The following is a 12,080-nucleotide window of genomic DNA, read 5'->3' on the forward strand; positions in this document are numbered from 1 at the left end:
AGTTGGAAGTTATGAGGAGGAAATAAAATGACTACGTCGACAGGAGTAGGAGAGCTCCACGATTTAGAAGAGCTACAGAAGCGATCTCATCCGATCCGTGGAGTAGTGGCTTTAATCATAGGAGTAATTGGATTATTATTTGCCATTGGCTTATCAATTTCTTTTGGTGCAGCAGATATTTCATTGGGTACTGTTTGGACAGCAGTTACCCATTTTTCACCAGAATTAACAACACATCAAATTATCCATGATATTCGCTTACCACGGGTACTTGGAGCAGCGTTAGTCGGTGCAAGCTTCGCGGTAGCGGGTGCGATTATGCAGGGGATGACACGGAACCCTTTAGCTGACTCAGGGTTATTAGGCTTGAACTCAGGAGCTGCCTTTATGTTAGCCGTATGTTTTGCCTTTTTCCCTGGGCTACCTTATATGTATTTAATTTTATGGTCCTTTGTAGGTGCAGGTCTTGGTGTGGCCATCGTTTATGGTATTGGCTCGCTTTCTAAAGGTGGCTTAACACCTATGCGACTAGTTTTAGCAGGAGCTGCTGTTAGTGCATTACTTGGAGCGCTCGGAGAAGGGATTGCTCTTTATTTTCGTATCGGACAAGACCTCGCATTTTGGTATGCGGGTGGTGTTTCGGGTACAAAATGGAGCCATCTACAAATCTTATCTCCATGGATACTTGTTGCGATGATAGGAGCTCTTATCCTATCGCGTTCCATCACCGTACTGAGCTTAGGTGAAGAAATTGCAGTCGGGCTAGGGCAACGTACTGCTGTGGTTAAAGTATGGGGAATGATCATTGTTTTAGTTTTAGCGGGTGCAGCAGTTTCTGTTGTCGGTGCGGTTGGTTTTGTAGGATTAATTATCCCTCATTTAACCAGATACATAGTTGGTCATGATTATCGCTGGATCATCATTTGTTCCTTGGTATATGGAGCATTGCTTGTTGTGTTAGCTGATTTAGTAGCACGTGTTATTAATCCACCTTATGAAACACCCATTGGTGCGCTTATAGCCTTTATTGGAGTACCATTCTTCCTTTATTTAGCTCGAAAAGGAGGGAAAGAACTATGAGTAACAGCTATTTAACACCAAGTCAGCTGAAGGCGAAAAGGAAAAATTTTTCCATCCTTGCTACGCTCATTGTGTTAATCGTTATTACCTTTGTCATAAGTATGAATACAGGTGTCATTAAACTGACACCAATGGAGGTTCTTTGGACTCTTTTTGGTCAAGGTGACGCACAACAGCAGCTTATCTTATATGAATTCAGACTTCCTAGAATTGTGATTGCTGTATTAGTAGGTATGGGTTTAGCTATATCAGGCGCTATTTTACAGGGCATTTCTAAAAATGCCTTAGCAGACCCAGGAATCCTAGGTATTAATGCGGGAGCAGGTCTAGCCGTTATGCTCTATGTGTCATTTTTCCCCACTACGAAAGCAGCACCTGTTTATTTACTGCCGATACTGGCTTTTGTAGGAGCAGGTTTGACAGCTGTACTGATTTATTCACTTTCTTATCGACGTCATGAGGGGATTACACCAATGCGTTTAATTTTAACTGGGGTAGCTGTGGCAGCAGGGATTAGCTCGGCTATGATTGTGCTAACACTACGTCTATCACCAGAGAATTATCAATTTGTAGCAACATGGTTAGCAGGTAGCATTTGGGGCTCAAATTGGAGATTTGTTCTGTCGTTATTACCATGGTTAGTTATCTTATTGCCATTCGTCTATTCAAAATCACGTGTATTAAACATATTGAATTTAGGTGAATTAACAGCAGTAGGACTAGGTGCCTCGATTGAAAAAGAGCGACGCTGGTTGTTGGCTGCTGCTGTTGGTTTGGCTGGAGCTAGTGTTTCTGTAAGTGGTGGTATTGGTTTCGTAGGACTTGTTGCGCCACACTTAGCTCGACAGCTTGTTGGGGCCAAACACCAGTTTTTATTGCCAACTGCAGCATTATTAGGAGGGTTTTTAGTGTTAATGGCTGATACAATTGGTCGTTCCATTTTAGAACCTTCAGAAATTCCAGCAGGGATTGTGGTAGCAGTTTTAGGAGCACCCTATTTCTTGTATTTACTAGCACGATTAAAAGAGTAAATAGCACTTTTCCCTTTCTCCATGAGGGGAAAGAATAGACGGTTATTAGATTAATTCTTGTCAAACAATTTACGTTTGAATAGATTAGAAGGGGATGGAGAAGAGGAGATGTCAGAGGAACTATATGATGTAACGATTGTTGGTGGTGGTCCAGCAGGGCTTTATACTGCCTTTTATAGTGGAATGCGAGATTTAAAAACGAAAATTATCGAGTATAGCTCACAACTAGGTGGTCGTATGCTAATATATCCTGAAAAAATGATTTGGGATGTAGGTGGAGTAACACCTATTTTAGGTGGTCAGCTTATTAAACAACTTGTGGAGCAAGCTGAAACCTTTGATCCAACGATTGTCTTAAATCAAAAAGTGGAGAAATTAGATAAGCAACAGGATGGAACATTTATTTTAACATCCTCTACAGGAGAAAAGCATTATTCCAAAACGGTTATTTTAGCAGTAGGCTATGGCGTCCTTTCTATGCAAAAGCTTGAAATTGAAGGAGCGGATCGCTACGAAGTAACGAATTTACATTATACAGTTCAGGAATTAGAAATCTTCCGAGACAAGCATGTGTTGATTTCAGGTGGTGGTAATTCTGCGGTTGATTGGGCAAACGAGCTAGAGTCAATTGCCGCAAGCGTCACGATTGTTCATCGTCGAGATGATTTTGGTGGACATGAAAAAAATGTCTTACGTATGAAAGAATCCTCAGTTCATGTAAAAACGCCCTATGAAGTCGTTCAATTGCATGGGGACGGTGATTTAATTCAATATGTATCCATTGTCAATAAAGATACCGATGAAATGGAACGAGTGAAGGTAGATGCTGTCATTGTCAATCATGGCTTAAAATGTGATTACGGTGCGCTTGAAGAATGGGGATTAAACATCCAGGATGGCGTAGCGATTGTTAATGAGAATCGGGAAACGAACGTAGCAGGTATCTATGGAGCTGGCGATTTTATTGATCACCCTAGTAAAGTTAGATTAATAGCTGGTGCATTTACCGATGGAATACTAGCATTAAATAGTGCAAAACTATACTTGGAGCCAGATGCACCGAAAGTAGCCTATGTATCTTCACATAATATTCGCTTTAAAGAGCGAAATGAGAAAATTGGGTTAGTAGACAATGATTATCGTGAAGTTCGAGGTTAGGTATTAGGGATAGTTTGCTTTTAATATTTTTTACTTGAAAAAAATAAAATGCCTATGCTATACTTCAAAAGTATGCAACGTGTACATATGTAGCTGACGTTCCACTTCGACACAAATTTTGTAGTCGACATATTCGGGCTATGTAAGGTACAGTTCGATAATACTCTGTTCCAGATGGTTCAGGGCGAGAGGAGAAAACGAATATGAAACAAGGAATTCATCCAGACTACAAAGAAGCAACAGTAACTTGCTCTTGTGGGAACACTTTCAAAACTGGTTCAGTAAAAGAAAACATCGTTGTCGAGTTCTGCAACGAATGTCACCCATTCTACACTGGCCGTCAAAAATTCGCGTCTGCTGATGGTCGCGTGGATCGTTTCAACAAAAAATACGGTCTTAAAAACTAATGTTAGTTTAATACCTGCCAAGCATGCGCTTGGCAGGTATTTTTTTCAGTAAATAATACACGTTGATGCAAGTCTTTTCAAAATCCAGATTGACACAAAGAAAGGGAGAAGACAAAATGGCACAGCTATATTTTAAACATGGTGCAATGAATAGTGGGAAGTCAATAGAAATTCTAAAAGTTGCCCATAATTATGAAGAACAACAAAAACCTGTAATGATGTTTACTTCAGGTCTAGATACGCGTGATGAGGTGGGCTTTGTTTCCAGTCGAGTAGGTTTACGACAACAAGCCATTCCTGTTTATGAAGATACAAATATTTTTGAAATAGTGAAAACTAATGCTGTCAAACCTTATTGTGTGCTTGTGGATGAAGTTCAATTTCTAAAAAAAGCACATGTTTTACAGCTAGCTAACATTGTAGATAAATTGGACATTCCCGTAATGGGCTTTGGTTTAAAAAATGATTTTCAAAATGAGCTATTTGAAGGTAGCCAGTACATGCTTACATATGCAGATAAAATTGAGGAAATGAAAACAATTTGCTGGTTCTGTCATAAAAAAGCAACAATGAATTTGCGAGTAGATGAAAGTGGAAAGCCAGTTTACACAGGAGATCAAATTCAAATCGGTGGCAATGATTCGTATTACCCTGTTTGCCGAAAATGTCATGCAAATCCACCGCTTTAAAGCTAAGTAGCTTGTTATAGCACTAAGAAAAAGTAGCATACATGTGAAAATTTCCTTATACTAAGTAGTGGAAATAAGAAATGAAAAAACCATTACGCCTTAGCGTAATTTTGATGAAAGCGGCTTCTCTATAAAAAAGGAGCAACTTAAAAAACTAAATAGAGGTGAAATCCATGTTTGATCGATTACAGGCAGTGGAAGATCGTTATGAAAGGCTTACTGAGCTTTTGAGCGATCCGGATATTGTTAATGATAGTAAGAAATTACGCGAATATTCTAAGGAACAATCAGATATCCAAGAGACAGTAGATACTTATCGTGAATATAAAAGTGTGAAAGAACAGCTAGTCGATACACGAGAAATGTTAGATAGCGAAAAAGATCCTGATATGCACGAAATGGTAAAGGAAGAATTTAACCTTTTAAAAGCACAGCAGGAAGAGCTAGAAGAGCGATTACGTATTTTATTAATTCCAAAAGATCCGAATGATAATAAAAACGTAATTATGGAAATCCGTGGGGCAGCTGGTGGTGACGAGGCTAATATTTTTGCAGGTGACTTGTTCCGTATGTATTCTCGCTATGCAGAAACGCAAGGCTGGAAAATTGATATTATGGAAGCTACACCAAACCCAATGGGCGGCTATAAAGAGGTAATCTTTATGATTAATGGACAAGGAGCCTATTCAAAATTCAAATTTGAAAATGGCGCACATCGTGTACAACGTGTCCCTGCTACAGAATCACAAGGCCGAATTCATACATCAACAGCAACAGTTGCTTGCTTACCTGAGGTTGAGGAAGTGGATGTTGAAATCCATGAAAAAGATATCCGTGTAGATACATTCGCATCTTCTGGTGCGGGTGGTCAATCTGTAAATACAACGATGTCTGCTGTTCGTATGACCCATTTACCAACAGGTGTTGTGGTTTCGATGCAGGATGAACGTTCACAAATTAAAAACCGTGAAAAAGCAATGAAAATTCTTCGTGCTCGTGTTGCAGATATGTATATGCAGGAAGCGCAAAAAGAGATTGATGCTACACGTAAATCAGCTGTTGGATCTGGTGATCGCTCTGAGCGAATTCGCACATACAATTATCCACAAAACCGCGTAACCGACCACCGTATCGGCTTAACGATTCAAAAGCTAGATCAAATCGTTGAAGGCAGACTAGACGAGATTATCGATGCTCTTATTTTAGAAGAACAAGCATCGAAGTTAGAGCGTTTAAATGATGACTTATAAAAATGTGATGGAGGCCCTTGAGTGGGCTTCTTCTTTTTTAGTGGATAATGGTTGTGAACAAACAGCAGCGCGGATTGTTATGCAACATGTGCTTGGTACTAGTTATGGAGAAGTTATGTTGCATTTGCAGGATGAATTAACAGCAGCACAGCAAATGAGATTTAATGAGCTCATAGAAGAACATGCCAATGGACGCCCTGTCCAATACTGTGTTGGGTATGAGGAGTTTTATGGTCGTTCATTCTTAGTCGATGAATCTGTCTTAATACCCCGACCTGAAACAGAGGAATTGGTACTTGGAACAATTAATCGACTACCTAAATTATTTACAAAGCAAACATTGAAGCTGGCTGATATCGGTACAGGTAGTGGAGCCATTGCTATTTCAATGAAGCTGGATTGTCCAGCATTAACGGTCATAGCTACCGATTTATCAGAAGCTGCACTAGCAACTGCTCAAAAAAATGCACAGCGATTAGAGGCAGATATTGATTTTAGATTGGGAGATTTAGCTGCTCCACTTGCAGGAGAAAAATTTGATATTGTTTTATCGAACCCACCGTATATTGCATTTAATGAGGCACAAGCAATGTCAAGCGTTGTGCTAGAGCATGAGCCGCATAGCGCCCTCTTTGCAGAGGAAGATGGTCTTATTTTATATAGAAAATTAGCTGAACAATTACCAGCTTATATGAATAGGCCAGCGTTGATTGGATTAGAAATCGGTTATACACAGGGGGAAAAAGTAGCCAAATTCTTTCAAGATAGTTTTCCACAGGCGACAGTTTCAGTAGAAAAAGATATTAATGGTAAACCTCGAATGATTTTTTGTGAGTTACATGTATAAAGTTTCTTAATCTTGCCAACAATGTTGAGCAAGGAGGGATTTTTATGTTGAACGAATACAAGATTATTAGATTACCTAAACAAAATATCTTTCTAGCTTTTGCTAGACTAGTATTAATTGCGATTGTTTTACAGTTATGTGTTTTATATATTCCAACATTAGTAGGTTTGGCGAAGGAATCTTCCGTTGATGTGCAAGAAAAAGATTTTCGTATACGTGTTATTGCAAACAGTAATACTGCACAAGATCAGCTAGCGAAACAGCAGCTTGTTCAAGATTTAAAGCCATACTTTCTACAAGTAGGTACTGCTGGATTTGCTGGGAATGAGCAAATACTTTCGTTAAAACAACAAATTGAAGCTGAACTGAGCGAAAATTATCCACAATTGGATACACAGGTTGTTGTTGGGGATAATTTGTTCCCACCAAAAAGACAAGGTGCTGTACTTTATCCACAAAATGTCTATCAATCAATTGTTGTAAAGATTGGTGATGCACGTGGAGATAACTGGTGGTGCAGTATCTTCCCATCGATATGTGAGCCTGATAAAGAAGAGGTAAAAGAAGAAGTAGAAGTAGAAGAAGAAAAAGAACAAGTTACATTCTTTATATGGGAATGGATTAAAGGACTTTTTGAATGAATTGTGCACAAATTCAGACAACTTATACACATTTTTTAATAAGTTATAAACAATTTGTGGATAATTCAGTAAAAACGAATAATTGAAGGTAGGTATTAATCATGAAAACTGTTTGTAAGGTTGTGGACAGTAATGTGAATAGTCAGATTAATTATACACAAGCTGTGGATATCTTAAATGCAGGAGAGGTAGTCGCATTTCCAACAGAGACGGTTTATGGCTTAGGAGCGATTGCCACAAATGATCTGGCAGTTAAAAAGATATTTGAAGCAAAAGGTCGACCTTCAGATAATCCTTTAATTGTCCACGTTGGTACAAAAGAGGAAGTAGCGATCTATATCGACCATATTTCTGACATAGCTAAACAATGCATGGATTTATTTTGGCCAGGTCCATTAACACTGGTGATGCCAGCGAAGCCAGATGTATTAGCTAAAAGTGTCACAGCTGGGTTATCAACAGTAGGCATTCGAATGCCTGATCATCCAGTAGCGCTCGCCTTACTACAACAGCTCCAAAAACCACTTGCTGCACCAAGCGCTAATCGTAGTGGAAAGCCAAGTCCTACAGAAGCCGTTCATGTTTTAGATGATTTAGAAGGGTACATACCTTATATTTTAGATGGAGGTTCTACAGGCATAGGGCTTGAGTCTACTGTATTAGATGTGACACATGAACCTCCAGTAATTTTACGTCCAGGTGGCATTACGAAGGAAATGCTTGAGGCTAAGATTGGCCCAGTGATTCAACCAACTAAAATAGAACAGAAGCTAGACACAACGCCTAAGGCACCAGGAATGAAATATACGCATTATGCACCAAATGCTCCAGTGTATTTAATAGACTGTGATGTTGAGAAAGTCAACGAAGCGGTTCTACATTTACAGAGACAAGGACATCGCGTAGCACTACTTGCACCTGTAAACTTTGAGGAAATCAAAGTTGATTTTTACTTCTCCATTGGTGAAGCAGGAAGTAAAGAAGAAATGGGTGCGGCCTTATATAATGCACTTAGAGCATGTGATAAAACTACCGCTACCGTAATATTAGCCACAACTACTTCAAAAGAAGGAGTAGGAGCAGCTATTATGAATAGACTTGAAAAAGCCTCTGGAGGTAAATGGTATTCACTGTAAATAATAATAGAATCATTATAGACAAAAGGCATTGAACAACCACATGTTTTTTGTCTTTTTTTGTCCTATTAAAATGAAAAACAATAGTAAACAGTTATGATAATAATGTATTTTCGAGCATAAAATGATAAAATATTAGGGAGCGAAGGAGTGCATTCTTGCAGGGTATTCTTGCAGGTATATTAACGTCTGTTGATGTGATTGGTCTATATGTTTTGCTGCCAAATGTTAGATATCGATTATTTTTATCATTATGGACGGCTGCATTACATATGCTTTTCCCTTTATTAGGATTTGAATTAGGAAACTATTTAATTCGATTTCTATTAGAATGGGGACAATGGATTTCAAGTATTTTATTATTTTGTATCGGTATGCATTTACTCTTATTTTCTCACAGAGATGAAAAAGTAACGATTTCACCTGTACTTTTAGCAGTGACTGCAAGCCTAGATACCTTTTCAGTTAGTGTTTCTTTTGGTATGCTTAACTTAGAAAAAACAATTTTTATTATGAGTGCAGGCTTAAGTGCATTAATTTGTGCTTATGGGTCATTAGTCATTGCGCGTAGAAGCCAAGTCTTTTTTGGCAGTAAAATTCAAGTAGTTGCTGGCATTATATTTATTATCATGAGTATTCTAGCTATTCAACAATAGATCAAATTGGAGAGTGATAAGTGTGAAGATATTATTTGTTTGTACAGGCAATACTTGTCGCAGTCCGATGGCAGAAGCTATTTTAAAACATAAACAAATAAACAATGTAGAAGTGCGCTCAGCAGGTATTTATGCGATGCCTAATGCACAAATGTCAGCACATGCACAACAAGTGTTAAATGAAGCCCAAATGTCCCATCAACATTTTGCGACGCAATTATCACAAGCTGAAATGGTATGGGCAGATTTAGTTTTAACGATGACGAATGCGCACAAAGATACCGTCATTTCCAATTATCCAGAAGCTGAGCATAAAGTATTTACATTGAAAGAATATACAAATGAGGGCAGTTTGGAAAATGTAGGGGATCCTTATGGTGGTAATAGAGCAATTTATGAAGCAACATTTGCAGAATTAAAAGAACTGGTCGATCAATTAATACTAAAACTAGAAAAGAATTGAGGGGTCCTATGAAAAAACAATTTGGTTTACGACTAAAATTGGTATTATTTGTTAGTATTCTTGCGCTAATCACCTACAGTGTCAGTTTTATATTCATTGAGTTTTTACAACCTACTTTCTTCCCTGATACAAATAGAAAAGTTTTTGAAGTGATTACGTATGCGTTAGGCATCACTTGGTCAGGGATATTAGCTGCCTTTTTAAGTGTAATCCTCATCAAGCCCTTACAGCAGCTTGAGCATTCAGCAACACTTGTGGCTGAAGGAAAAATAGGGCAGGATGTACAAATGCCTAATACCAATGATGAGATTCGATCCGTTGCAGAGGCGTTCCAACAAATGGTCTTAAACTTGCGTCAAATGGTGGAAAGTATTGATCAAAACTTCCAACAAACAAATCAATCGATTATTCAGCTATCCGATGAAGCAGGAGTGGCGACAAGGAAGGCAGAAGGCATTGCGTCTACCGTAAAGCATATTTCTACAGGAGCAGAAGCATCTGCAACAGCTGTACAAGATACTGCTGAAGCAATTGAAGATGTAAGAACGCTTGCAACAGAGGTAAATAGTAGGGCAGAGGCATCAGCATCACAAACTAAAGAGATTCTACATAATTTATCGACAACAACAAAAGCCATCGAAACATTAGTGAATAGTATTCAACAAATTGCGACAGGCAATAATGAGGCATTAAAAAGCATTCATGCGCTAGAAGAGAACGCGGGACAGGTAGAACGTATAATTAGCTTAGTTGGTGACATTGCAGCACAAACCAATCTGTTGGCACTAAACGCCTCTATAGAAGCTGCCCGTGCTGGAGAGCATGGAAAGGGCTTTGCGGTAGTGGCTGAGGAAGTCCGTGGTTTGGCTGATGAAAGTGCAAAAGCAGTACAAGGGATTACAGCTTTAATTCAAACCATGCAGCAAAACGTAGAAGTAGTTGTGAAACAAATGAATGAACAAGTAGCCTTTGCTACAAAGGAAGCTGATCGAGTTTCTGAAACAACGACAGCAGTAGAAAATATGGCTTCTAATGTACATGAAATGGCATCATCAATTGTTGAGATTTCTTCTTTAATCGAACAGCAAATGCATAATATTGAAACGACAGCTCGACAATCCCAGGAAGTTGCTGCCATTGCAGAACAAACGTCAGCGGGTGCACAGGAAGTTCGTAGTGCGGCTGAAGAGCAAGCCTATGCAATTGAGCAAGTCGAGCATCTGGCTCAAAGTTTGAAAAAGCAATCGGAAGCATTGCATAAAATGATTCAACAATTTGATAGACAAGCATAGTCCTAAAGGTTATACATAAATCCATGAAAAATCGGATTTATGTATAACCTTTTTTATTAGAGGACAATTTATGTCCACTGTAAGTAAAAATCTAAAAAAACTTCAGAAGATGGAATATTACAACAAAAGACCATTATCCGAACTTATTAACATGATATTCACATTATCCACAAAAATATAGGTTTAAAAGTGAATATTTTTATGTTAATATACAATAATGTTCGTCTTTCGGGAGAAATCAGCGTAAAAATACAAGAAAAATCGTGTTATTCTTCAGAAAGAAGTGGTACACTAAGGTTGACTATAATTCGAAAAGAGGGAACCCAGTGAGAATAGCAATTTCTTCTGATCACGGAGGCAATAACTTACGTCGTGAGATTATGCAGCTATTAGATGAACTTCAAATTAGCTACGAAGATTTTGGTCCACAATCTGCGGATTCAGTAGACTATCCAGACTATGCAAAACCTGTATCTGAAGGTGTTGCGAACGGAGAATTTGATAAAGGCATTTTAATTTGTGGCACAGGAATTGGTATGTCCATTGCCGCTAATAAGGTCAAGGGCATACGCTGTGCATTAGTACACGATGTATTTAGTGCCAAGGCAACGCGTTGCCATAATGATTCGAATGTTTTAGCAATGGGTGAGCGTGTTATTGGCCCTGGTCTTGCACGTGAAATTGTACAAGCATGGCTAGAAACAGATTTTGAAGGTGGCCGCCATGCGCGCCGAATTGAAAAAATTACTGAACTAGAGCAATAGTAGTTTTGTTATTCCATCTATGGCATTCGTATAGGATGTCATAGATGGCGTGATTTTAATGGATATAGATGAAGGAGCTGAGCTTAATGGTTGTAAAACAAATACGAACACATTTGACTCAGTTACTCAGTGAATTTGAAGAGCAGGTAACGTTACGACCCCATACAATTTTTGTAGTAGGGTGCTCTACATCTGAAGTGATTGGTCAGAAAATTGGCACAGCGGGAGCGTTGGAGATAGCAGAAGCTATTTTTGAGCCGTTACAAGAATTTGCAGCAAAGCATCAATTGCTTTTAGCATTCCAAGGTTGTGAGCATATAAATCGCGCCATTACTATGGAAGCATCAACAGCTGAAAAATTTGGCTATGATCCAGTAGCAGTTGTCCCAGTACGCACGGCAGGCGGCTCAATGTCAGCATATGCCTATACGCAATTTGATAACCCAGTGATTGTTGAAACAATACAGGCACATGCAGGTATTGATATTGGACAAACATTAATCGGTATGCATTTGAAAGCAGTAGCTGTACCTGTTCGAACATCAGTAAAAATGGTAGGAGAAGCTGTTGTGACGATTGCAACAACACGTCCTAAGCTAATTGGCGGAGAACGTGCAGTATATAAATAATTACCACCCTATTTAGTGGTAAAGATGAATAACGATA

General features: G+C 38.8%; 14 protein-coding genes. All 14 read left to right on the forward strand.

The annotated features are described in order from the left end of the window. Positions 1 to 27 precede the first annotated feature (27 nt). The 14 genes from PSR12_RS02905 (at position 28) to PSR12_RS02970 (ending at position 12,043) form a co-directional block, all read left to right on the forward strand. On the forward strand, positions 28 to 1,080 hold the full coding sequence (locus tag PSR12_RS02905; RefSeq protein ID WP_221679357.1) for a FecCD family ABC transporter permease: 1,053 nt from the start codon (positions 28 to 30) through the stop codon (positions 1,078 to 1,080). Continuing rightward, positions 1,077 to 2,111, forward strand: a complete 1,035-nt coding sequence (locus PSR12_RS02910) for a FecCD family ABC transporter permease (protein ID WP_221679359.1) — start codon at positions 1,077 to 1,079, stop codon at positions 2,109 to 2,111. The genes PSR12_RS02905 and PSR12_RS02910 overlap by 4 nt, the downstream gene beginning before the upstream one ends. Positions 2,112 to 2,219: 108 nt before the next feature. Further along, positions 2,220 to 3,269 (forward strand): NAD(P)/FAD-dependent oxidoreductase, encoded by a 1,050-nt coding sequence (locus PSR12_RS02915; protein WP_221679360.1) that lies wholly within the window; start codon positions 2,220 to 2,222, stop codon positions 3,267 to 3,269. 203 nt (positions 3,270 to 3,472) lie between these two features. Then, a complete protein-coding gene (rpmE, locus tag PSR12_RS02920; protein WP_004269457.1) occupies positions 3,473 to 3,676 on the forward strand; it encodes a 50S ribosomal protein L31 in 204 nt (67 codons plus the stop codon). A gap of 116 nt (positions 3,677 to 3,792) precedes the next feature. Then, positions 3,793 to 4,365: a thymidine kinase gene (locus PSR12_RS02925; protein ID WP_048395608.1), complete on the forward strand. Its 573-nt coding sequence runs from the start codon at positions 3,793 to 3,795 to the stop codon at positions 4,363 to 4,365. A 173-nt stretch (positions 4,366 to 4,538) separates the two neighbouring features. Further along, positions 4,539 to 5,615: a peptide chain release factor 1 gene (gene prfA, locus PSR12_RS02930; protein WP_004269459.1), complete on the forward strand. Its 1,077-nt coding sequence runs from the start codon at positions 4,539 to 4,541 to the stop codon at positions 5,613 to 5,615. Beyond that, on the forward strand, positions 5,602 to 6,462 hold the full coding sequence (gene prmC, locus PSR12_RS02935; RefSeq protein WP_221679361.1) for a peptide chain release factor N(5)-glutamine methyltransferase: 861 nt from the start codon (positions 5,602 to 5,604) through the stop codon (positions 6,460 to 6,462). Before prfA ends, prmC begins: the two co-directional genes overlap by 14 nt. 44 nt (positions 6,463 to 6,506) lie before the next feature. Beyond that, positions 6,507 to 7,103, forward strand: coding sequence for a stage II sporulation protein R (locus tag PSR12_RS02940; RefSeq protein WP_274771510.1), 597 nt, complete (start codon positions 6,507 to 6,509; stop codon positions 7,101 to 7,103). Between the two features lie 101 nt (positions 7,104 to 7,204). Next, on the forward strand, positions 7,205 to 8,239 hold the full coding sequence (locus PSR12_RS02945) for an L-threonylcarbamoyladenylate synthase (protein WP_274771512.1): 1,035 nt from the start codon (positions 7,205 to 7,207) through the stop codon (positions 8,237 to 8,239). A gap of 158 nt (positions 8,240 to 8,397) precedes the next feature. Then, the gene (locus PSR12_RS02950; RefSeq protein ID WP_016992749.1) at positions 8,398 to 8,895 is read left to right on the forward strand and encodes a manganese efflux pump MntP; all 498 of its coding nucleotides are present in this window, start codon (positions 8,398 to 8,400) and stop codon (positions 8,893 to 8,895) included. A 22-nt stretch (positions 8,896 to 8,917) separates the two neighbouring features. After that, on the forward strand, positions 8,918 to 9,358 hold the full coding sequence (locus PSR12_RS02955; protein ID WP_274771516.1) for a low molecular weight protein arginine phosphatase: 441 nt from the start codon (positions 8,918 to 8,920) through the stop codon (positions 9,356 to 9,358). An 8-nt stretch (positions 9,359 to 9,366) separates the two neighbouring features. After that, positions 9,367 to 10,650, forward strand: coding sequence for a methyl-accepting chemotaxis protein (locus PSR12_RS02960; RefSeq protein WP_016992751.1), 1,284 nt, complete (start codon positions 9,367 to 9,369; stop codon positions 10,648 to 10,650). Between the two features lie 326 nt (positions 10,651 to 10,976). Then, the gene (gene rpiB / locus PSR12_RS02965) at positions 10,977 to 11,414 is read left to right on the forward strand and encodes a ribose 5-phosphate isomerase B (RefSeq protein WP_036076084.1); all 438 of its coding nucleotides are present in this window, start codon (positions 10,977 to 10,979) and stop codon (positions 11,412 to 11,414) included. Between the two features lie 86 nt (positions 11,415 to 11,500). Beyond that, entirely contained in the window at positions 11,501 to 12,043 is a 543-nt protein-coding gene (locus tag PSR12_RS02970) for a TIGR01440 family protein (RefSeq protein ID WP_016992753.1), read from the forward strand. The last annotated feature ends 37 nt before the right edge of the window (positions 12,044 to 12,080 follow it).

The organism is Lysinibacillus sp. G01H, from assembly GCF_028872195.1.
GTDB lineage: Bacteria > Bacillota > Bacilli > Bacillales_A > Planococcaceae > Lysinibacillus > Lysinibacillus capsici.

Excerpts from the sequence above, each read along its gene's own strand:
- PSR12_RS02905 (WP_221679357.1), top strand. The coding sequence starts at position 28 with ATGACTACGTCGACAGGAGTAGGAGAGCTCCACGATTTAGAAGAGCTA.
- PSR12_RS02910 (WP_221679359.1), top strand. The coding sequence starts at position 1,077 with ATGAGTAACAGCTATTTAACACCAAGTCAGCTGAAGGCGAAAAGGAAA.
- PSR12_RS02915 (WP_221679360.1), top strand. The coding sequence starts at position 2,220 with ATGTCAGAGGAACTATATGATGTAACGATTGTTGGTGGTGGTCCAGCA.
- rpmE (WP_004269457.1), top strand. The coding sequence starts at position 3,473 with ATGAAACAAGGAATTCATCCAGACTACAAAGAAGCAACAGTAACTTGC.
- PSR12_RS02925 (WP_048395608.1), top strand. The coding sequence starts at position 3,793 with ATGGCACAGCTATATTTTAAACATGGTGCAATGAATAGTGGGAAGTCA.
- prfA (WP_004269459.1), top strand. The coding sequence starts at position 4,539 with ATGTTTGATCGATTACAGGCAGTGGAAGATCGTTATGAAAGGCTTACT.
- prmC (WP_221679361.1), top strand. The coding sequence starts at position 5,602 with ATGATGACTTATAAAAATGTGATGGAGGCCCTTGAGTGGGCTTCTTCT.
- PSR12_RS02940 (WP_274771510.1), top strand. The coding sequence starts at position 6,507 with ATGTTGAACGAATACAAGATTATTAGATTACCTAAACAAAATATCTTT.
- PSR12_RS02945 (WP_274771512.1), top strand. The coding sequence starts at position 7,205 with ATGAAAACTGTTTGTAAGGTTGTGGACAGTAATGTGAATAGTCAGATT.
- PSR12_RS02960 (WP_016992751.1), top strand. The coding sequence starts at position 9,367 with ATGAAAAAACAATTTGGTTTACGACTAAAATTGGTATTATTTGTTAGT.
- PSR12_RS02970 (WP_016992753.1), top strand. The coding sequence starts at position 11,501 with ATGGTTGTAAAACAAATACGAACACATTTGACTCAGTTACTCAGTGAA.